This is a genomic window from Novosphingobium percolationis, assembly GCF_020179425.1.
Classification (GTDB): domain Bacteria; phylum Pseudomonadota; class Alphaproteobacteria; order Sphingomonadales; family Sphingomonadaceae; genus Novosphingobium; species Novosphingobium percolationis.
On record NZ_JAILYM010000001.1, the window covers coordinates 892,505 to 914,595 of the forward strand.

Sequence of the window (22,091 nt, forward strand, 5' to 3'; positions counted from 1 at the left end):
ATTTCTTCGCACCGCCGTCCTTGCAACTTGCATGACCGGCGTCGGCTCTATCGGCGCGGCCCTGGCGCAGGCCAGCCCCGGCATCGATCTCGCCGCGATCCGCGCACAGGCCGCAGCGCAGATAGAGGAAGCCCAGGCCCTCGCCCGCACCGCACGCGACCGGGCTGCGCAGCTGCGGCCCGAAGCCCAAGCTGAAACGGACGCGGCAATCCAGCGCGCCCGATCTTCGACCGCCACGACCCGTGGGAAGATCGCGCGCCAAGACGGCACTTTCGATTTCGATTCCATGGTCGCCACGGCGGGCAATGCGGCGCTCAGCGCGATGGGGACGGGTCCGCGCTTCATTGCCTTTGCCAGCACATCGATGCCGGCGTCAGCCCTTCGCCAGATGATCGAGGATGTTCCCCGCGCCGGCGGCGTGGTCGTGTTCCGCGGGCTCCGCGAGGGCAGCGCGCGCGCCATGACCGCAGCGCTCACGGGCGTGTTCCAGCCCGGCGAGCACATCGCCGGGATTGGCATCGATCCGCGCCTGTTCCGTGCTTTCCACGTCGAATCTGTTCCGACCTACGTCATGGGGGGCAGCGATTTCGATCTCTGTGATGGCCTCGACTGTAGCACCGCGGTGCCGCCTTTCGACGTGATGACCGGCAACGTCACCGCGGCCTACGCGCTCGAGACCTTTGCGCGCGGCGGTGGTCCTGGCGCACGGCTTGCTGCGCAGCACCTCGCTCGCCTCGAAAGACCCGCGCCATGAGCACACTCCGCTTTCGCACCGCGCTGATGCTCGTTGTGGCTGCGTTCCCGACAATCGCGCTGTCGCAGACCAGCCAGCAGGCTGCGCGCGAGGACGGCAAGGCATTCGGCGCAGGCAAAGCGGCCAGCGCACAGGCCGCGGCGACTTCCACGCCCGACGCCGCGCGCATTCCCAACTACACGGCCAACCCGGCGCAAGCGCACTGGTTCAGCGATCCCGATGCGATGGCGCGGCAGGCCGCGAGCGATGCGAGCAGCAACGCCGGCTACGCCGCCATGCGCAGTTCGATGGACCACCGCGCGACGTTCGGCAGGCAGGACCTCGATGCCGTAGTGGCACGCAGCAAGGCGGTGAGCAGCGACCCGCTCCAATATACGAGCGGCATGAGCGCCGGTGGCACGCAAGGGCGGTGCGTGCCGCTGCCACGGGCGTCAGGCGCGCCGGCGCGCTACATCGCCACCTGCAACACCGGCTATACCGCCGACGAGGTGGTCCGAAGCTGCACCGTCAGCCTTGCCGCCAGCGCGAGCGCGGTCCCCAGCTATCTCTACTACTGCACCGATGGCGAAGAGGATTGCACGGTCTTTACGGCCCCGCTGTGTCGGCAGTCCGGCTCACATGCGGGCCGATGCCTGCAGGGCTATACCGATCAGAACGGCGTCGAGCACTGCACCGAGCCTGGAGACCCGGTCTACGAATTCACGTGCAGCGCGCCCATTGCCGGTCGCACGCCTGTGCGGGTCTCAAGCCAGAACCAGATCACGACCAGCCGCGACGACAGCGCCTGCGCGTCGCTCGCGAGCGATACCTCCTGCGCGCAAGACGCCGAGACCTGCACCGACAGTTCACCCGAGACCCGCCTCGTGAACGGGGTTTCCGTCACCGCGCCCTGCTGGGCCTGGTCGCGCAGCTACACCTGCGCCGCCTACACCGCGGCCTCGGACTGCACGACCCTGGAAACGACACCAGGCTGCCTCCATGTGCGGGATGACTGCCTGACCGACCAGCCCTGCCGGACCTGGGAACATGTCTACGACTGCCCGGTCCCCGACACCACGCAGGATCCCAACCAGTTCATCTGCGATGGCGATGTCTACTGCATTGATGGCTCCTGCCAGACGATCGACCGCCAGCCCAACACCGAGTTCAAGGATGCTGTGGTTGCGCTCAATGCGATGGACCAGGCGCGCCGCGAGTTCGATCCTGCCACGCTGTCGCTGTTCAAGGGCGAGCGCGACACCTGCGCCTCGAAAGTGTTCGGCATTCTCAATTGCTGCAAGGGCAAGGGTTTCCCCCTCATTCCCGGCATTCAGCTGCTCGTTATGCTTGGATGCAGTCGCGAGGAAATGCTGCTGCATCAGCGCGATGTGCAGGGACTTTGCCACTACGTCGGAACCTACTGCTCCTCCAGCTTCCTCGGCGTGTGCCTGACCAAGCGCAAGGCATACTGCTGCTTTGAATCGAAGCTGTCGCGCATCCTGCAGGAACAGGGCCGGGTCCAGCTGAACAAGCCCTGGGGATCGCCAAAGAAGGAGCAGTGCGACGGTTTCACCGTCGATGAATTCGCGAAGCTCGACCTCTCGAAAATGGATTTCAGCGAGGTCTACGCCGAGTTCACCAGCGCCGCGCGACTGCCCGATGAGCTGCAGGCGGCGACCGAGATCCAGCAGAAAATCGAGGCCTACTATGCACAAACCTCGCACTGAGCCGGTGGGTGCCTCCCCGCGCCCGCACCGCATTCTCCTCACGGCCTTTGCCGCCATACTTGCGACGCCGGCACTGGCGGAGCCAACACGGGACAGCCTGCCCTCTGAGAACATCAACGTTCCCGCGACGGCAACCGCAACGCAGGACCCGTTCTACTGCGGTGAGCGGCACCTGGGATACTGGTTCTACTGCTCGCGCCCTAAGCCGGTGAAGCCCTCGCAGTCAGCGCCTCCTGAAACCGCCAGCGCCACCGAACGGCTCGATGCCGTCACGGCCGAACTGCGCGAATTGAAGGCGCGCGCGATCCTCGAGCCGACCCCGGCCAACGTCACGGCCTATATCCGCTTCCAGCGCGAGCAACTCGACCGTGCCTCGCTGTTCAGCGATGTCTGGCAGCGCGCGATCTGGCAGGATCCTGGCCTCGACTATACCCTGCAACGCCCGGTCTCGACGCTCGGCAAGCGCGAATGGGAGGATGACCGCAAAGCCGCGCGAGACAACGCGATGGCGCACCTCTCGCAGCGTTACGGGCTGTTCTACTTCTTCGCGCAGAGCTGCGGTGCCTGCGAGATCATGTCGCCGATCATCCGCTCGGTCGCCTCGACCTGGTCGATCACCGTGCGCGCGATCTCGACCGATGGCGGTCCCTCGCGCCAGTTCCCCGACTACACCGTCGAAACCAACCAGCGCATCCGTATGGGGCTCGAGCCCAAGGTAACCCCGGCGGTCGTGCTCTGGGATGCCGCGAGAAACCGCGCGATCCCGATCGGCTACGGCGTGATGTCGGCCGACGAACTCCAGGACCGCATCTATCTCCTGACCACCAAGGACGCCGGCCATGACTACTAGCCTCACCCGCACGATTGCCGCGCTGCTGGTCCTCGCTTTGCCGGGTAACGCCATGGCCAATGTCGGCAGTTCGATGGATGCATTCCTGGGCGACATGGGCGGCGCGGCCAATGTGACCGGCCCTTCTGCCTTTCAGGGCCAGTCAGCCGGCTACTACAGCCTCGGCAATGTCTGGACGCGGTTTCCGCAGAAGACGACCCAGATCGCCAACCTGCAACTGCCGCGCGCTCGTGCGGGTTGCGGCGGCATCGATATCTTCGCGGGCTCCTTCAGCTTCATCAACGCCAGCGAGATCGTCGCGATGCTGAAAGCGGTCGCCAACAACGCGGTCGGCTTTGCCTTCAGCCTCGCCATCGACACGGTCTGCCCCGAATGCTCGAAGGTCATGCAGGAGTTCGCGCAGAAGGCGCAGCTCATGAACAATCTCAACATCAACTCGTGCGAGATGGCGCAAGGGCTCGTCGGCGGGATCTGGCCGAAGGGAGACCTTGCCGACAAGGCGATCTGCGAGGCGATCGGCAATTCCGAAGGGATCTTCACCGACTATGCCGCCGCCAAGCATGGGTGCGGGACACAAGGCCAGCGCGCCAGCACCACGGCTGCCGGCGGCGACAAGTACGCCGACGTCAATCCGGGCGTTGCGCGCAACTATACCTGGACGATCCTCAAGAAGTCCGCGTTCTTCTCGCCAAACGGCACCTTCGACCAGGAACTGGCCGAGTACGCGATGACGCTGATCGGCACGGTGATCTACATCCCGCCCAAGGACAACGAGGCGGGCAAGTTCGTGCCCTTTGCAGGCGACGCTTCCTCGAGCCTCGTCACTGCGCTGCTCGACGGCACCAGCGGCAATTCTGTCCGCGTGTTCTCCTGCGACGAGCCCGACCAGTGTCTCAATCCGACGTTCAGGTCGCTCGATGTCCCCACCTCCAAGGCCCTGCGCCCACGGGTTTCAGGACTGATCGACGGCATGGTCCAGGCGATCCGCGACGACACGCCGATCACCGACGCGCAGAAGGAGCTGCTCCAGGTCGCTTCGGTCCCGCTCTACAAGATCCTCACCGTGCAGGCCGCCTATGGCCGGGGCATGCCGACCGACGACCGCGAAACCCTGGCGGAGATTGCCAGTGTGGACCTGCTCTTCGCCGTGCTCGACCGCATCGTCGGCGAGGCCGGGCGGTCGATGTCGAGCTTCATCGGCGCTGACGAGGCCAAGATCGCAATGTGGCAGGGACAGGTGAACACGGTGCGCCAGGCGCTCGCCGACCGGCAGGCCGACACGCATATCAAGGTCGGCGCAATCATGCAGATCATCGAGAAGACCGCGTTCATCGAAAACGTGCTCGCCGCGCGGATGTCCCCGGGCATGGCCGCCGCGCTCGACTGGTCGCGCGGCGTCGAGACGCGCGCCCTCACCCACTGACGCAAGGCCCGCAAGCGCCGCGCGCATAGGGATCAGCCCCCAAGGATCAGCTCATGGTCGAAGTCTTCACGGTCGGTGGCGGCGAGTACCTCGTCTCGGTGTTCCAGGCGGTCGCCGCCTGGACCGGGAACGGAGGTTACAAGAGCCTGCTTCAGGTGATCATGGTCATGGGGCTCGGCCTCTCGGCACTGACGCTGGCATTCAACCAGGACTGGCGTGCGTGGATCAACTGGTTCCTTGGCGCGACCCTGATCTATTCCTGTCTGATGGTACCGCGGCTCGATGTCCATGTCACTGACCGGATCAACCCGGGCCTCGCCCCGGCGGAGGTCGCCAACGTCCCGATCGGCCTCGCGCTCGTGGCCAGCTTCACCAGCCAGATCGGCGACTACCTGACCGGTTCGGCCGAAGTGGTCTTCGGCCTGCCCGCCAATCTCAACTACTCGAAGAACGGGATGATCTATGGCGCGCGTCTCTACGACGCGACACAGGGCCTTCGCATTTCCGATCCCGAGTTCGCCGCCAACCTCGACGAACATTTCCGGCAATGCGTGTTCTACGATGTGCTGCTTGGCCGCAAATCCATGCAGCAGCTGGCGCAAGCGGACGACATCTGGGCGGCGATCGGCCCCGGGAGCCAGGCCCGCGCACAACGCTTTCTCACCCGCGATGCCACGACAGGCATGGTCACCTCTTCGATCGTGACCTGCAGGCAAGCCTACACGGCGCTCAATGGCCAGTGGGCGCAGCTGATCGACACGATGGGCACCATGTTCGGTCGCCAGCTGTACCCCAACCGCACGGCGGCGCTGGCCAAGGCCAAGCTCATGGCCGACCTCCCCGTCGCCTACCAGTATCTGAGTGGCGTTGGCGCAAATGCCGCAGCCATCTTTCGCCAGACGCTGACGATCAATGCCATGGGCCAGGCCATGCATGGCGCGACCGCCAGCAGCGGGGCGAGCAGCGTCGATGTCTATGCCCAGACCCGCGCTGACATCCAGACCGAGCGCACGTACAGCTCGATCGCGGGCAATGCGATGAAGTGGGTGCCGCTGCTCAACATCGTGCTGACGGTGCTGTTCTACGCGCTGTTCCCGGTGCTGTTTCCGCTGTTCTTGCTGCCGGGCACCGGCCCCGCCGCGCTCCGGGGCTACCTCGCAGGGTTCTTCTACCTCGCCGCATGGGGGCCGCTCTTTGTCATCCTGCACATGATGCTGATGGCCAAGGGCTCCGCCGACATGACAGCAGTGGCCGGCGGCACCGGCCTGACGCTCGCGACCTTCACCGGCATGGCCGACGTCGACAAGGACATTGGCCTGCTCGCCGGATACCTGATCGCCTCGGTGCCGTTCCTCGCCGGCGGCGTCGCGCGCGGAGCTATGGCGATTTCCAGCCATGCAACGTCCTATCTCAATCCCAGCCAGAATGCCGCGGAAGAGGCCGGGCGTGAAGCCAGCACCGGCAACGTCTCGCTTGGCAACACCAGTCTCGAGAACTCGAGCGTGATGACGCGCCAGTTCGCGCAAGGGACCGTCGCGCCATCTTTTGCCTACGGCGCGCCACAGACACGTACTATCAGCGACAGCGGCTCGGTCACGACGAGCTTCCCCGATGCTGCCTACGACCAGCTGCCGAATTCGAGCTATCCGTTCTCGCCGACGCTTGGAAAGGAATTCACGACCCGGCTATCGACGATGGCCTCCGAAGCACGCGCCAACAGCGAAACTTACGCCAACATCGCCCAGCAATCGACCGCGAGCGCCGTGACCCGCTTTCGCGAACTGCGCAGCCAGCTCTCGCACGGCAGCGGCCTCGAGACCACGACCGGCCAGTCGAATTCCGACAGTATCCAGTCCGCCTTCAACGAGGTCGACCAAGCCTCCTCGACGCTGCAACGCTCATTCGGCCTGTCCCGCCGGGCCGCAGACGACATCACCACGTCGTGGTTCCTGAATGGCGAAGCCTCCGTCGGGCTAGGCGGGCGCTTTGGGCCAGCCCAGATCGGAGGCGGCGCAAAGGGTGGGCGCAACGAGGCATGGACTGACAGCGACATCGGCATCGCATCGGAAGACCGGTCACGCATTGCCGGGACGCTCAAGCAGATGTCCGATAGCCGCAACTGGACCACCACGCGCGACGGGTTCGTGCGCACGGTCAGCACGTCGACGAACTCGTCGATCTCCAGCAGCGCTAATGGGCTGAACTCCTCGTTGACCGAGGCACAGAGCTATGTCCGCGAAGCACGGCGGGCCGAGGAGATTGCACATCGTCTCGAGAACCAGGCCAGTTTCTACTCGGGCAACAGCGCCGCCGGGAGCCTCAACATCAGTCAGGCCTATCGCGAGTGGGGCCTAGCCGAGATCGAACACAATAGTGACTTCTACGGCAGCGCCCGGTTCGATGACCTCTCTTTCCAGCTCAGCCCGCAGGGCCAGGAGCTCCAGCATAAGTTCATCGAGAGATATGGCGAAAAGCTGCGCACAGACATCGCCGGTAAGCTGGTGGTGCCAGACGGCAGGCCAGTTGAGCATCCGAACGCCGCCTCAGGACGTCGGACGCATTTGCCAGGAGCACCAACTAGCGCCCCCCCTCCATCGGCAGGGCCCAACCCGCAGGCCATCCATGCTGAGGTCGAGCAAGCGCAATCCGATGGTCACAAGCGCATAGAAGCCGCGCGTGGCGAAGTCGATGCGGTGACCAAGGCAGCAAAGGGCGCAAGCGCCCGCGCTGCAGACGAAGTGAAAAAGTGGTAGTCAGTGATCAGACGAGCAAGTCGTTGACGATCACAAATCCGACGTATGCCAGCAAAATCAAGCATACAGCGATAATCACGAGCCGATTGATCGGATCCGCCCAAGCCTTCTTCCAACGATAAGCCGTCAGCCGATCCTCGGCGAGTGCGCGGTCGAGTTCTGCCAGACCTTCCCAACGTGGAGAAAGTGGCCTTGCATCGTGTTTGATCTCGAAATCGGACATGAGTGCGTTCATCTCATCAACTCCTTGTGATCATAGCGGAAAACGGAAGGCAATGGGAGCAATTTCAGCAGTTCAGGCAAACATGGCCCACCCCAATGGGCACGCCCCCTCCCCTCCCGTTCTGCACTGGAACGGCCCACGACCGCAGGCGATGTGGATAGCGCGGGGCCAGTGCTGGACGCACTGCAAGGCCAAAGCTAGCCAAGGCATCCCAATTCCATGAGGGATCAATGCCATGAACACTACCGAACTCGCTGATGCCGTTGCGGCTGAGCACGGCCTGAGCAAAGCCGACGCCAAGAAGATCGTCGAAACCGTTTTTGGCGCGATTGCCGATGCCGCCGCCAAGGGTGACGAAGTTTCGCTGAACGGTTTCGGCAAGTTCAGGGTCAAGGACACGCCGGCGCGTGAAGGCCGCAATCCCGCAACCGGCGCCGCCATGCAGATCGCCGCTTCGCGCAAGCTGGCGTTCGCCCCTGCCAAGGCGATCAAGGACAAGCTCAACGGCTGATCCAGTTCGCGGCGTCCGGACCAGCCGGACGCCGCCACCCCGTTTACACGCCCTGCTCACGACCATCTCGCTGGACCGCTTAACGCCATCATACGGCTTGCGTTCGCATTACGTTCCACTTAGGAAACGCAAAGGTGATCTAGGGATTTCCTATGCGCTGGGGTGCGGACGAAATGGACGAAGTGCGCAGGAAACTGGAAGAGCTCATTCAGGATCGGGGCTGCAACTATGCCTCCGTTTCGCGCCTGCTCGGGCGCAACGCCGCCTATATCCAGCAGTTCATCCGCAGGGGAACCCCTCGCCGCCTCGAGAAAAGCGATGTGGAAGTGCTGGCACGCTTCTTCGGCGTAGAGCCGATCGTTTTAGGCGGGCAGCCGACTCCGGCAGAACAGAGCGATGATCTGGTGCAAGTGCCGGTGCTCGACGTGACGGCATCAGCAGGCCACGGTGCGATCACGGGCGCGGAGCAACAGACCACTCGGATTGGGTTCGATGAGAACTGGCTTCGGGGCGTCACCTCGAGCCGATCGGCAAACCTGTCGATCATCCGGGTTCACGGAGACTCCATGGAACCCATGCTGCTCCATGGCGACGAGGTCATGGTCGACCTTGCTGACGGCCCTGCCCGCCTCCGCGATGGCATCTACGTGCTTCGCATGGACGATGCCCTGAGCGTCAAGCGGATCGCACTCGAACCGCAGGGGCGAAAGATCTCCGTGGTCAGCGACAATCAGGCGTACCCCAGTTGGCATGGGCTCGACCGACGTGTCGTCAATTTCGTTGGCCGTGTTGTCTGGTTTGGACGAAAGGTCCAGTAGTGTCAGCTAGTGGGGACGATCCGGAACGGCAGCTGCGCGGACACGAAAACGGGATAGCCGACATTCGATTGCCTCGGTGCCGGCTTCCGAGACCGATCCTTCTTTGCCGTTCAGCGCCGATTTCCGGCTTCTGAGGTGCGGACAGGCAGCCTTCCGGCAGGTATCAACCACAACAAGCTACATTGAACCAGTCCGTCGATGCGGGACGCCAAGCAGCCCAATGAAAGTACAAGGTCTCCTATCGATTATGCCTCACGATCTGCTCTATCCTAAGGCCCGACTGTACCCACAGGCCGAGATCTAACGCCAACTTGAAAAATTCGTCGCCCGAGTCGGACGGATTGAGGCAGTACTGACGAACAAGATTCCGGGCGAACCTCCCATGGTCGAGCGCGTCGTCGAGCGAGACCCATCGGGGATCCCCCACCTCGGCCTCGAAGGCGGCCATCACTGCGAGCGGAAGACGCGCTCCAAACAGTAAGTAGTGGAGCATTGGCAGAAAACCGAATTGCACGAACGCTTCCTCGCCTACCGTTCCGTTCCTGGCAAATAGCTGCTCACGCGAGCCTTTCAGACGGCCCGTCCGAAACTCTGGATCGGTCCAATAGCTCACACGCTGTGCGGGAATGGCATTCCGTTCCCTGAGCGACGACAGCAGGTGGGGTATCGGCTCCAAGTTTCCTTCATAAGCGACACGCGCCTCCCGAGTGGTTGGGTCGTGCCGATGGAAATCGATCCGCGCGACGAAGGCCTCCTCAGCCTCGGTGAACGAGATCGCATACCGATTACGAGCCGGCATTCCTAAACTCACCGGAGCACGATCCGGTTAGCCTCGACGTGACGAAATGCCTTCGACCTACATGTCAGCAAGATGACCTGCATCCGTTTGGACGCCTCCTGCAGGATGTCTGTCATTGTCTCCAGCCGGATGTCATCCGAATATACCAACGGATCATCCAGTATGAGGGAGATCGGTGCTCCATCCTCCAGTAGGAGGTCTGCGAACGCTAGACGAGTCAGGATCGCCAATTGCTCCTGTGTTCCCCGGCTGAGGTCGCCACACGCCTCGTCGATCCCAGCCCGTGACACCCCAGCGAGCCCGAGCTCCTCGTTGAACGATAGGTCGCTACCCGGCAGAAGTTGCTGGATGTAACGCCCCGCACGTGCCGTCACGGGTGCAAGGAACGTCCTAGATGCCACGTCCGCTGCCTGCGTCAGGGCTTTCCGCAACATGTCGAGCGTATCCGCCTCGCGCCTGAGGCGCTCGAGGGACGTCGCTGATGCCTCCTCATCCTCACGCGCCTCTGCCATTCTTCCTGCAGGCCCGCTCGTTCCCTCCCTTGCGACTGCCGCTTCGAGTGCAGCGATCGATGCGGTGAGTTCGAGACGCTCCTCTCCGGCCCGCCGCGCAGCGCGATCGATATTCTCGATGCGCCGACGGATGGCTTCAGGATCAAATGCGTCGGTCCCTGCTTTCGCCTTCTCCGCAGATTCGAACTTGGCAGTTCGATCGCGCTGCGCCGACTGAAGGTCCGCTGCCAGCTTCTCGCGGTCGCCCGCAGCGATGACAGTCCGAAGGTTCTCGCCTGCTGCTTCCATCTCACGATGCGCACTTCCGTGATTGGCATCAGCCGTAGCCTTGACGCGTTCCGCCTTCGACAATGCCTCCCTCGCATCCTCACGACGGCCAGATGCGGTCGCCTCCGACAGCTTGGCCTCCGTCACCGCCCCTTCAAGGGCAACGATGTCGTCCATCGGCGCTACCGCATCGACGAGTCCCTCGCCCAGTGACGCAACGAACGCCTTCAGCGCATCCGCACCAGCCGCCAGCGAGATCGACGCGTCACCAGGACAAGCCGACGCGATCTGCTTTTGCAGAGCCGCGAGTTCCCGTTCCGCGGCGGCCGCGCGCTCGTTTCGTGTGATGCCCTCGGAATGAGATCTGATCCCAAGCCGCCTCAGGGCAGCGTCACGCTCTCCGTCCGCTGCAGCCAAGTCCGCTTCAATGCTAAGGCTTGATCCGTCGGGGGGACGGACGGTCACGCTGCCAGCAGTCCCCAGTTCAAACCGGGTAGCCTTCAAGACCTCGACGCTGGCTACATCCGCGGCTTCACCGTCGATCCGAAGGGTAGTGCCCTCCTTCAATTCCACCTCGACCTTGACGGCACCGGCTTCGAACCGCGCTCGCGCCTGGATCGCTGCTAACTCGTATTCGGAAACTTTCCTGAGTTCACTGGCATCGATCCGATCCGCTGATGCCTCCTTCAGTTCCTTCTCACGTGCCTCGAGCTCGTCGAGCGCACGCCGAGCATCGATCGCCCTGCGTGCTCCGGCAGCCGTGGCAAAAACGCGGGCACGATCACGGGCACCCACTAGCGCCAACTCGTGCTTTTCCGTCTCCTGTCTGGCATCATCGAGCGCCTGACGCAGAGCCTTCTCTTCCTTGATCACCGTCTCGAGGTTGGAGCGAGCATCTTCCAGTGATCCTTTCGCCGTCTCGAGGACTCGTTCGGCAGAGCTAAGCCGGTCCTCAGCGGCATCGAGCCGCTGCACGGCTGCCGAAGCGGTGGTCACGAACGCATCTGCCCGGCCGAGCTGCGCTTCCGCAGCGGAGTGTCGAAGCGCAGCCGTCTCAGCTGTCTTCAGATCGTCCTCGAGTTTGCGACGCTGCTCGACCGCCTCGGGGTCGAGGAGATCGCGCTCGAGGAGCTTCAAGCGTGACTTTGCGTTTTCTAGATCGGCTAGCGTGCTTTCATAGTCGCGGACGACGGCTTCGGCATTCTGACGCGCGACAATGGCCTCGGCGAGCCGTGTTTCGGCTGCCGCCAGATTACCCTTCGACTTACCAGTCGAGGGAGTCCTGAGTGCGGAATATGCCGTTTCCACGTTGGACCGGATCGCATCGAATCGACGGCCTCCTGTAACCGCACCCACTTCGGCTTCCAGAACGCCCCGCACTGTATCGCGTACGATGCGGTTCGGATTCTCGACGGCCAATGCAGTGGCCTGCTCCACCCAAAGTAGACCGAGCGGACCGCGGGTTTCCGGGTCAGTCCCCCTGTTGTTGCCCCGCTCAAACCCCAACAGTTCCTGCAGCGCCTCCTCAGCGGCATCGCTCTCCTTGCGGCCGCTGGAACCGGAGAGGCGAACGGACGCGGACTTCATGAATTGCTTCTCGAGCGTCCACGCTTCCTCTCCGATATGGAAGCCAACCGATACTCTCGGCGCGACGTCGTCGCCGATTGGAACGTAGGACCGCACCAGTTCGGTCTTGGCAGAGTATCGAACGAAGAAGGCAGCACGGAGGGCTTCCAGCAACGTCGATTTGCCCGACTCGTTGGGCTCGACAACGATGTTGAGACCTTCGGTGAAGCCCTCGATGCGAAGCGGATCGCGGAACTTGCGGAAGTTCGCGACCTCTAGGTTCCTGATGATCATTTCGACACCTCTGCGTCAAATCGAAGTGCTTCGACATAAAGACGCTCGAGTGCCGCTGCGGCGATCTGCGCATCGGGGCCATTGGCGTCCGCCTTGGACTGCAGTGCCGCAGTAGCACCCGCAAGCGCGCCCTGAACTTCGATCCTCGCAATGTCGTCCGACGTGGGCCGGGCGATGAACTCATCAGTATCCAGATCGAGGTTGCGCAACTCGTGCGCTAGACGGTTCTCGAGGAGGGTCAACATCGAGACGCGGTCGGAAAGGCTCGCCACGCCCATCAGATCGAGGGACAAAAGCACATCGGAGAGGCGCGCCTCCGTCCTAAGCGTTGCGATCTCCCGCTCCAGCTCCTCCTCGTTCGCAACATTCCATCGGCGTGAGATCCAACAGTAACGACCGGTCTCGACCCTTCGGAGCTGCGGGGCCTCTTTGGACCTCAGATCCACAGATATGCACCCGCCGGGTTCATCCCGACCGAACCTATCGATCTCCGGCGTGCCGCTGTAGGCAGTCCTGTCGCCGACTGTAAGGAAGCCGTGCCAGTCCCCGAGCGCGAGGTAGTCCAACCCAGCAGATTTCGCCCGATCGGGAGGGATTATGTTCGAACTCTCGCCTGACGCTCCGAACTCCGCGATCGAACCGTGTGCCAGCCCGATCCGAAGCGCGCCAGGGGGTGTCACCATGTCCACCATCGCTGCGGTAGGATCGTTTGTCGTCTTGCGATGCTCGAGAGGCGCTGGAAGAAGCCAGGCTCCCTCCTCCATCTCGACCGGCTCGGCGGTGTCAACGATTCGCACTGATGTCGGTGCACGAGCGCGGATCCTGCTCCAGAGACCGCCCGCGCGGGCGTAATCATGGTTTCCCGGCATAAGCCACCACGTCACCGGCGCGCGCTCCATCCGGGACAGCGCCTGCATGACGATGCGATCGCCCGGCTCAACATTGTCGAATACGTCTCCCGCCACCACGACATGTGCTGCGCCGGCCGTCATCGCGGCCTTCCCAAGTTCGTCGATCGCATCGAACCGCGCTTCGGAGAGCGCGTTGCGCACCTCGTGAGAGAAGCGGCCAAACGGCTTCCCGAGTTGCCAGTCAGCACTGTGAATGATCTTGAGCGTTCCCACGAATCACTCCCTCGTTTCCGTCAATTAATGAATCTCATAATCGGGCGACAGAAATTGTTACCCATCCGCGCCTGGGCGCGATGGGCATCGTCCGTTACTCTGCGATCGTAACTATGACGGTGTCGAAGAGGTCCTGCTTGCGATCACTGGTCTTGTGGGTGTTGGCCACTTGGTATCCGTCGCCCTCGTTGCGGAGAAGGTTCCTTGCGACGGCTTGGAAGGCCTCCATCTCGGCGTCGGATCCGCCAGTGGGCCGGAAGGATGCGCCACCCGAGGTCCGCCGGACTTGGAAACCAGTCCCATTCTCAATGAGGTCGTCAAGGTAGCTCATTCAAACATTTCCTAATGCGGATACTCAGCAGTCAGTATTGTCACGGCAGAGCCGGAAATACGCGTCGGTATTCATGGACCATCTCGCGCAGCCTTTTCGGCGCCAGGACCTCCACGGCATCCCCCCACTGGTAGAGGTGCCATGTCATCTCGAGGTACCCTGACGCCATAAAGCGCACCGTGAGCGATCCATCCACCCCCTCCTCCACGGACTGCGTGGGATGGAAGACGAAGCGACGCGCGTGGGCGGCGGCATCCGGCGTGAAGCGCCAGACCACCTCGCCAAACTCCCGTTCGCTCTCATATAAACCGAACCCCTTCTCGGCATGCCGCTTCAGATTGAAGCCAGCATCGATCTCGAAAGATCCGGCAAGCATCGACCGTTCGCGATGGACCCGTTGCCGGAGCTTTCGCCTAGTCCACCGGCCGTAACTCGTCGACGTCGAAGTCGCGAAGGCCAATTTCACCGCTACCGTTGAGCATGTCGCTCGCCAGCGAGCGCTTCCGTTCCAGTAGCTCATCCAACTTCACGTCGAACGTCTTGAAATCTCCCGCGGCCACCGTCGGATAGTAGACGAAGACGTCCTTCGTCTGGCCTATGCGGTATGCACGGTCGGTCGCCTGATCTTCCTTCGCGGGATTCCAGGTCCGTGTGAAGTGGATCACGTGGTTCGCCGCCTGCATGTTGACGCCAAACCCAACAGCTACGGGCGACAGGACGATGACACCGAAACCAGGCTGCTCCTGGAATGAGCGTATCATCTTCTGCCGGCTGTCGACGGCGCTCGCGAGAGCGGTTGTGTCGCCATTGATGATCTTGACGGGGACGCCGAAGGTCTCCTGCACGTAGTGCTTGATCAGGCGCTGGATCGCCTTGAACTCACAGAAGATGATCGCTTTCTCTTCTCGATCACGGATAGCCTCGAGAACCTCGATCAGCCAATCGAGCTTTGGAGACCGTGCCCGATAGCTTTCCACCGGATCGTAGGCGCTGCCCGCGCTCTCGTCTGGGTCCGAACACAATAGCCTGAGCTTGTGGAGGAGAGCCAAATGACTCCCGGGTGCTGCTCCTGCCCGCCTGAACGCATCGATGGCGCCAACGTAGAGGCCGCGCTGGAACGGGCTCATATTGAGACTTCGGCTGGACTCATCCACGACCTTCGCCTTCAGGTCGGTCGCAACATCCGCCTTCATGCGTCTGAGCAGCTGAGGCCTGATGACACCCCGCAGTTCTTCGACCTTCGCCCTGTCATCGTCGCTCTTCGCCTCAATCGGACGACGGTATGTCGCGCCGAACTCGTTCAGCGCGCCGAGCAGGCCCGGCTGCACGAAGTCGAACAGGCACCACAGGTCGACCAAGCTGTTTTCCACGGGCGTCCCGGTGCAGGCGATACGGAACTTCGCCTGCTGCTTCTTGGCGGCACGGGTCATCGCAGCGTTTGGATTCTTGATCTTCTGCGCCTCGTCGCAGACCATCACAGACCACTTCTCTCGCGCGAACGAGAATTCGAGATCGCGGAGCGTTTCATATGTAGTGAGGACAAGATCGGCATCGCCGCGCCAATCCGGGCGAAGGAACCGCACCAGACCCTCTCGGCGGAGCTGCTCATCAACCGAAGCCCGATCGACCCGCAGACCAGCAAGGCCCTCACCATAGGCCGTCAGGATCTTCAGCGTCCCGGACTCCAGGAACTTCTCCGCCTCCTCCTTCCAGTTTTCGAGAAGAGAAAGAGGCGCAACCACCAGCGCGGGCGGGGTCTCGGGATTCTCCTCTCGCGCCCGCGCTACCAAGCTGAGTATCTGAAGGGTCTTCCCAAGTCCCATGTCATCGGCCAGCAAGGCGCCCCGGCACTTGTCAGGTGCCAGCGCCAGCAGGTGCTGCATCCAGGCCAATCCTTCGAGCTGGTGGTGCTTAAGCGCGACGCCGAGACGGAGACTGGATGGAAGCCTTGCTGGAGCGGGCTTCTCTGCGAGCGCGGCAAGCCGCTCTTCCCTGTAGTCCACCTGCCCGATGTTGCTCTTGAGGATCAGCGTAGGCTTCTTCCCGCGGCGCGCAGGAGCTTCCGGCTTGAATGTCCCCTTCGCAGCCTGATCCCTCACCTGTCCGAAGGTGGATACGATGGCCTCGGCCTCACGGACCGGGATGGGCGTGGGGCACCCTGTCAGAGGAACCGACGTTGCTCCGGTTGCCTTTGCGCTCTCCAGCCCCTCGCGCAACTCTTCCGACAGTTCGTCCGTCAGCGGCAGGATGCAGGGTCGGTCGGTTTCCGGATCGGTCCATCCGATCATCGGAACCAGGTTCTCGGGGAACCAGCCGTCCTCGTTGTCGCGCTTGGCGATGTGCGGGGAATAGAAGGACTTCTCCTGCCCGATGCCCTCGACGCGCTCCGAGTAGCCTGAGAGGTCGTAGACCTGACCATGCGTGATGACGCCGTCCCCACGATGGCCGAGCGCCCGACGAAGGGCTTCGCAATGCAGCCTGCTGTCGCCGTCGAGCTCGAACTCATATTCGTCCCAAGCGAACAGTTGAAGGCCACGATCAAGGTTCCGCTCGACGCCCTCGACGAACTCGATCACGTCGGCTTCCTCGAGCATGACCTCGCGCGTCTCGATCGCCTCGCCTGCCCCACTCGTGATGAGCAAACCCAAGGCACCCTCACCATGGGTCTCCGGCGTTACGGCGGCAAACCGCTCGAACACGATGCCCGCCTGCTGCTTGGCCTCCTCGAATTGATCCTCGTCGACGACTGCGGCCGCGTCTGGTCCGAGCGCCGCGATCGGGTTGAGGAGAAAAGCCTCGGCACGCTCGCCCGCAACGCGACGACCGGGCATGCGCTTGACCTCGCGCAGCACGGTCCCGACCTCGGGCGAGATCATCACCTGGATTATTCCGTCCGGCGTAGGCAGGTCGTATCGGTCACGCACCTGACCCGACCTGTCGAACGCTTCGAGCCAGTCGGCAGGCGCGCCCTCGAACCACGGTTCCACCTCTACCAGACCCAGCCCTTCCGACCGGCGGAGCGCCATCTGCAATCGGTCCGGGGTGACCACCACCGTCCGGTAGAGGAAGTCATCGAGCGAGGCACCAGCCGCAACCGCCAACTGACGGATCCCTCCCCAGGCGCGACGCTGATCGGCTTCGTTGCGCTCTTCGTCAGGACGACGGGCGAACCGCCGAATGTGTTCCAGCAAACTCCACACGCTAGGAGAAACAAGCTGAAGGCCGCCGTCTATTTCGAGCGCACCGCCCTTCAGCTTGGCCCCGGATATCGGTCGGCGGTCAACATCGAACCAGCCATCCACTGCGACCGAGAAGTCGCGGTCCGTCAGCGAGTTCCGGCTCACGATCTTCGGAACCGCCCCGGTGGGCGGTGGAAGATGCAGTATCTCAAGCTCGCCTGCGGCTTCCTCGTCTTCAAGGAGCACGAATAGCTGCGCCCACTGTAAGCGATGACCACCATCGACCCGCTCTGCGAGCCCCTCGTCGGCCAACTGGTCGAGGAGTGCATCTGCGGCCTTCGACGCCGGCGTCGTCTCACCGCCAGTGGGCAGGAGTATGCCCCCATCCTCGACGACGGGCGATGGCGCGGCCACCTGAGCGACTTCCGACTTGGTCTTCTTCCTACCCCAGATCATGAGCGAAGATACCAGGCGCCGCGGCGCTCTGCCCACGCGAAGTTCCTACGGGTGAGTTCGTTTGCCGCTGGCCCCGAACGTGGTGCGTAAGCCCATAGCGAACCACCTTTGTCGCGCGAATCGGCGGTCTTGATCCCATGCTTGGCGAGGAAGGCGAAGAGTTCAGCATCTTTCCCGACGATTGAAGCTGTCGATGGCAATCTAGACGACATTGCACTGGGCTGTGGAGGTGCGGAAGGACGTGCGCCGTAAGACGGCGTAGTGTGACTAGCTTGGGGGCCACCTCTTGCGGATGAGAGGGAAGCGATGAGACGGTCGGCCTTGCGCTCCCACCGTTCGCCGGCTCCATCCTTATGGATGACGCGCGCGACATTGCTCGGGTGCTTCAACGCGGTCCTGTTGCCGGCTACCTGCAACTTCGACAGGTCGAATGGTAGCTTCGCCGCATCGAAGGCGAACATCGCGTTGCCCTCCTCGCCGAACTCCACATAGACGTGGCCCGCGATACGCATGATGAAGGCGTTGTTACTCGATACGCCTCCGCTCGTTAGGCTCAGCATACGCCCCTTCATCATCTGCCGCAGTGATCTGAAACTCGGCCGCGGATCGCGATAGGCTGCGTCGCCAAGCGCGAAGTGCATGTCGCTGATCTGATCGACGTAGCGCTTCCAGAAGTTGATGCGCCGCTGGTCGTTGATCCCGTCGGCAGAAAGCAGGTTGAAAAAGTCCTCGATCAGCCGGAGCTTGTGCCAAGAGGACACCATCCTCCTCGTGTCCGGAAGGACCAAAGTCCAGAGCGTGTCGTTTCGCTCGAGCCACGGATTGCCCCACCGCCTGACGGAAGTCTCGCACAGCGCCGGATCAAGGTCGATCGATGCGCATTCGGAATAGCGATCGAGCACCCGGGAGAGCCCCTGATCAGCGAGCACATCATGCTCCTCGATCAGTCCGATGACGCGCGGGAGAACATCACGGAACTTCCGGTCGTCGAAACCCACTGCGGCTTCGATCTGCGCCTCGAATATTCTCTGTCCGATCCACGACGTATCGCCAGCGGAAAGATCGCGGCGAAGGACCTCAAGAGGGTCACCCTCCCCGGTCAACAGTTCGGCACCATAACGGGTGCACGGGTCTGCGGTCAGTAGGTTGGCGTGGTCGTCGATCGCGGCGAGCCAATCGGGTGCCTGCCCAGAGCGCTCGAGCTGTGGCAGGTTATCGTTCAGATACTCCCTAAGGACCCGCCAATTTCGGTCGCCAGCGCCGCGAGCGCTACCGGGGTCGTAATTGACGTAGCCGTCCAAGAGCCCGCGCCAGCATCGCCTGTAGGGCCGAGGCATCGTTCGGAAGGAGTCGATCTCGCTGAGGAGCGGATCGAACCGTTCACCGTCCTCTATCAGCGCAGGCTGGCCCGCCGATCGTAGACGGGTGCCCCAGCTCACAAGACGTGCGGACCGAACATTATGGAGCTTCCCTGTCTCGCGAAATCTCACAAGCTCCGTCTGGATACGGTCGTTCGAGGCACCGGCACCCGCCCCCGCTCCGCTGAGCATCGCCTGGAGCGACTGCACGTGCCCCCGTAGAACCCGGAGATCCGGTTCCGGCATGTCTCGGATCACTGCAGCCCCGACGTCGGTCAGTCGCTGCTGCAGCCTCGCCATCCTCGGACTCAGAGGGCGCATGTGCCAACCCCGCCTTCAAATGCATCGACTAGCGCGGCCGCAGGCTCATCAACTCCAAAGAATTCGAGGCGGAGCTCGATGCGCCGACTAGCATCCAGCGACGCCTTCGCGGAGTTCGAGGAATAGCCGCCGACTAGAAAGAGCCTGCGTATCTCTTCCAGCTCACGCAGATCCATGGGCCGCTCACCTGCCTGCGGCGGGGCCATGAGGGCGCAGAGAACCCGCTGGCTTCGCTGGAGGCTGAGGTTAAGATTGTAGAGATAGCTACCCCTGCGATCCGTGAACCCTTCGACAACGATCCGCTTCAACCATCGCCGCCCACCCTTGTCCCGGGCGATCGCAAGCACCTCGGGAACGAACGATCGAAGGAGCTGCTCTTGTTCCGGACTGAGAGCGTTGCTTGCCGAGTCAAAGCGGGCCCGGTCACCGAAGTCGATGACGGCACGGTTCCGATCGACACGGATACCCTGCTTCTTCGCAGCCTTGTCGATGCGGTCCAGCAGCTTCACGATCTCCGCCTGTCTCTCGGCCTCGAGCTGCTCGCGCTCCGAGATCGTGCGGGTGACCGCCAGGAGCGCCACGCTCATCACGAGCAGGAACAGCACCATGAGGGCGGTCATGAGATCGGCGAACGAGATCCAGAAGGGCTTCTCCCCCTCCTCACGGCCCCGGTTCCCCATTGTCACGCGCTGGAACATTCAGATCACGCCGCCTGCCGACCAGTGGACGGGAGGGAGGCCTCCAGCTCCTGGATCGCCTCCTTGAGCATGCCGGTGGCGCGCGAAAGCTGGGTGTGGAACTCGCGGTTCGCCTCGACCACGACGCCACGCATACCTTCCGAGAACTTCTCGTGCGACTGGCCGATGACATCGGCGACCTCGTCCAGGAAGCCGTCCGCTTCCGACTGCGCCGCGACTAGCTTCTGCGTGGCGCCTTCTATCCGACCGAGGACATCCGCCGTGAGGCTCGCCTCTCGGGATGCATTCTCCACCGTTGCGCGGAGATCCTGGACCATCATGGCGACGGCGTCTCGCGCCGAGCGGTAGTCCGAAATGACGGAATCGAGACCCCTCGCAGCTCCGGCGACGCTGCCCGCCGCCTCCGAAAGGCCCGTAGTAACGTTAGCGATCCGGTCGAAGCCCCCTACGACCTCTCGACCCGAGTTCTCGAGCTTGTTGGCGGCCGCAAGGAGTGTGTCGGCCCCGCCGTTGAGTCGCACGAACGCATCTCGGGTCGCGGTCTGGACGCCCGCTGTCATCTCCCGGATTGCCTCTACGAGGCCGTCCACGTTGGACGAGATTGCGCCGACGGACTCACGCATTTGTCCGACGTGGCCAGCCGCCGCCTCTGCTCGCCTACCATCCTCCTCAGCCTGAACCCTCGAGCGTTCGGCAGCCTGCCTCTCGATCGCCGAGATCGCCTGGGCCATACCCTCGCCGAGGGCGGTGAGCATGTCCTGGACGCGGGTCTGGGTAGCTTCCTGCATCTCGCCCGTCGACGATCGGATCTCGTCGATCACGGTGCGGAGCTCCTCCGACATCGCTGCCTGCTTTGCCTCCACCGCCTGGACGACCTCGAGGAGCTTTGTCGACATCGCATCGGAAGCCCGCGTTCCGGCCGCTTCCACGTTGTTGGTCAGGTCCTGCAGCTTCGAGACCGCCGTCTGCATCGCATCGATCGTGCGCTGCTGCATGTCGCCGATGCCGGATAGCTGGGTGCCGAACATGTTCTCCAAGCGGTCGCTGAAGCTGGCGAGCACGTCCGTCAGGAGCTTCGTCACCGCGGACGACTGATCCTGGCTGACCTGGCCGACCGCGCCGGCGATCTGGTCCAATGGCCCCTTGAGTGCCTCGGTCAGGGCACCCGCGATGGTGGTCCCGAGCTCGTTGGAACGCTGAACGGTCGCGTTGATCTGCCGGTCCGCGAGCTCAGTAAGGATCTCCCTAAGGTCGGCGACGAGTGCGTCCTTCAGGATCTTGGTCTGACTGGCCGCGTCCTCCGAGGAGATTACCAGCCGAGCGAGATACTCCTCGCCCGCGCCCGCCTCGTAGGTCGCATCAATCTCGTGGGCGAGCTGCGTCACCTTGCGGTAGAGGCTGTTCAGCCGGAACTTCTCGAGGCCAGTGGTGAACATCGCGAGGATGATCGCGAAGGCCGAGACGATGAAGGCCTCGCTGACGCCATGCAGCAGGGCGGCCAGGCTGTTCCGGACCACGGCAGAGTCATCTGATATCTGGAAGGAGCTTAAGCCGGTTAGAAGACCGGTGAAGGTCCCGATGATGCCGATGCCCGTGAAAATGCCGGGGAGATGCTTGAAGAACTCAGCGTGGACGCGGTTGTCCACTACGGCGTGTGGCGAGAGGAACATCTCCGCGGGCACCGTCGAGCGGATGGCGCGCTCAACCATCTCGCCAGTCTGGAGGTCTAGATCCTTCTGGACATGGAGCGTCTCCCGATACTCGTTAAAGATGGCCGCGATCGCACGGTCTGGCTCGAAGCACTTGGAGAGGTCGTTCAGGCCATTTGCCCGCGCAGCTTCCACGTTCGCGATGATCAGCTTGAGGTTGGCGTCGAGCCGATTCGCGGGAATGAAAAAATACCGGAAGAATGCGATCGCCAGAGCAACGAGAATCACAAATACGAGCACCGGTATCACCGGAATTCCGAACAACGTCATTTCGCTCATTCCCCCAACCGCCGAGGACCTCCCGTGATTCCCGCGCACGGGCGGCTCGACGCGTCATGCTGCTATATCTGCAGCTATTATTCTACGGCTAACATCGACTGATTTAGATCAGCTTGCCACTTTTTGGGAAGCGTAAGGCTCTGGCAATCCGCATGACTTT

General features: G+C 62.8%; 17 protein-coding genes. 7 read left to right on the forward strand and 10 right to left on the reverse strand.

The genetic code is table 11. The annotated features are described in order from the left end of the window. Window positions 1-31: 31 nt before the first annotated feature. Genes trbC through K3A84_RS04110 form a run of 5 tightly spaced genes read left to right on the forward strand, consistent with a single transcriptional unit; the run spans window position 32 to window position 7,486 of the window. Window positions 32-754, forward strand: a complete 723-nt coding sequence (trbC, locus tag K3A84_RS04090; RefSeq protein WP_225008017.1) for a type-F conjugative transfer system pilin assembly protein TrbC — start codon at window positions 32-34, stop codon at window positions 752-754. Further along, window positions 751-2,460: a conjugal transfer protein TraN gene (locus K3A84_RS04095; RefSeq protein WP_225008018.1), complete on the forward strand. Its 1,710-nt coding sequence runs from the start codon at window positions 751-753 to the stop codon at window positions 2,458-2,460. The genes trbC and K3A84_RS04095 overlap by 4 nt, the downstream gene beginning before the upstream one ends. After that, window positions 2,441-3,310 carry a conjugal transfer protein TraF gene (locus tag K3A84_RS04100; protein ID WP_404823098.1) on the forward strand — a complete coding sequence of 290 codons (870 nt, stop codon included), beginning with the start codon at window positions 2,441-2,443 and terminating at the stop codon, window positions 3,308-3,310. The genes K3A84_RS04095 and K3A84_RS04100 overlap by 20 nt, the downstream gene beginning before the upstream one ends. Next, on the forward strand, window positions 3,300-4,733 hold the full coding sequence (locus K3A84_RS04105; RefSeq protein WP_225008019.1) for a conjugal transfer protein TraH: 1,434 nt from the start codon (window positions 3,300-3,302) through the stop codon (window positions 4,731-4,733). Before K3A84_RS04100 ends, K3A84_RS04105 begins: the two co-directional genes overlap by 11 nt. Before the next feature lie 53 nt (window positions 4,734-4,786). After that, entirely contained in the window at window positions 4,787-7,486 is a 2,700-nt protein-coding gene (locus tag K3A84_RS04110) for a conjugal transfer protein TraG N-terminal domain-containing protein (protein ID WP_225008020.1), read from the forward strand. A gap of 7 nt (window positions 7,487-7,493) precedes the next feature. On the opposite strand, the gene K3A84_RS04115 is transcribed toward K3A84_RS04110, so the two are convergent. Beyond that, window positions 7,494-7,721, reverse strand: coding sequence for a hypothetical protein (locus K3A84_RS04115; protein WP_225008021.1), 228 nt, complete (start codon window positions 7,719-7,721; stop codon window positions 7,494-7,496). A 223-nt stretch (window positions 7,722-7,944) separates the two neighbouring features. Between K3A84_RS04115 and K3A84_RS04120 the strand changes: the two genes are divergently transcribed. Continuing rightward, the gene (locus K3A84_RS04120; RefSeq protein WP_225008022.1) at window positions 7,945-8,220 is read left to right on the forward strand and encodes an HU family DNA-binding protein; all 276 of its coding nucleotides are present in this window, start codon (window positions 7,945-7,947) and stop codon (window positions 8,218-8,220) included. A gap of 173 nt (window positions 8,221-8,393) precedes the next feature. After that, a complete protein-coding gene (locus K3A84_RS04125; RefSeq protein WP_225008023.1) occupies window positions 8,394-9,038 on the forward strand; it encodes a S24 family peptidase in 645 nt (214 codons plus the stop codon). A 238-nt stretch (window positions 9,039-9,276) separates the two neighbouring features. On the opposite strand, the gene K3A84_RS04130 is transcribed toward K3A84_RS04125, so the two are convergent. The 9 genes from K3A84_RS04130 to zorA form a co-directional block, all read right to left on the reverse strand. Next, entirely contained in the window at window positions 9,277-9,849 is a 573-nt protein-coding gene (locus tag K3A84_RS04130) for a hypothetical protein (protein ID WP_225008024.1), read from the reverse strand. Then, complete coding sequence (locus K3A84_RS04135) at window positions 9,846-12,476, reverse strand: AAA family ATPase (protein ID WP_225008025.1); 2,631 nt, start codon at window positions 12,474-12,476, stop codon at window positions 9,846-9,848. Before K3A84_RS04135 ends, K3A84_RS04130 begins: the two co-directional genes overlap by 4 nt. Then, window positions 12,473-13,600: a metallophosphoesterase family protein gene (locus K3A84_RS04140; protein ID WP_225008026.1), complete on the reverse strand. Its 1,128-nt coding sequence runs from the start codon at window positions 13,598-13,600 to the stop codon at window positions 12,473-12,475. Before K3A84_RS04140 ends, K3A84_RS04135 begins: the two co-directional genes overlap by 4 nt. Window positions 13,601-13,694: 94 nt before the next feature. Beyond that, window positions 13,695-13,931, reverse strand: a complete 237-nt coding sequence (locus K3A84_RS04145) for a hypothetical protein (RefSeq protein ID WP_225008027.1) — start codon at window positions 13,929-13,931, stop codon at window positions 13,695-13,697. 40 nt (window positions 13,932-13,971) lie between these two features. Continuing rightward, window positions 13,972-14,307 (reverse strand): helix-turn-helix transcriptional regulator, encoded by a 336-nt coding sequence (locus K3A84_RS04150; protein WP_263626080.1) that lies wholly within the window; start codon window positions 14,305-14,307, stop codon window positions 13,972-13,974. Window positions 14,308-14,344: 37 nt separating this feature from the next. Beyond that, window positions 14,345-17,566 carry a DEAD/DEAH box helicase gene (locus tag K3A84_RS04155; RefSeq protein WP_225008029.1) on the reverse strand — a complete coding sequence of 1,074 codons (3,222 nt, stop codon included), beginning with the start codon at window positions 17,564-17,566 and terminating at the stop codon, window positions 14,345-14,347. After that, a complete protein-coding gene (locus K3A84_RS04160) occupies window positions 17,563-19,245 on the reverse strand; it encodes an EH signature domain-containing protein (protein WP_318248278.1) in 1,683 nt (560 codons plus the stop codon). The genes K3A84_RS04155 and K3A84_RS04160 overlap by 4 nt, the downstream gene beginning before the upstream one ends. Next, window positions 19,233-19,943 carry an OmpA/MotB family protein gene (locus K3A84_RS04165; RefSeq protein ID WP_225008030.1) on the reverse strand — a complete coding sequence of 237 codons (711 nt, stop codon included), beginning with the start codon at window positions 19,941-19,943 and terminating at the stop codon, window positions 19,233-19,235. Before K3A84_RS04165 ends, K3A84_RS04160 begins: the two co-directional genes overlap by 13 nt. Before the next feature lie 5 nt (window positions 19,944-19,948). After that, on the reverse strand, window positions 19,949-21,931 hold the full coding sequence (gene zorA, locus K3A84_RS04170) for an anti-phage ZorAB system protein ZorA (protein ID WP_225008031.1): 1,983 nt from the start codon (window positions 21,929-21,931) through the stop codon (window positions 19,949-19,951). Window positions 21,932-22,091: the final 160 nt, after the last annotated feature.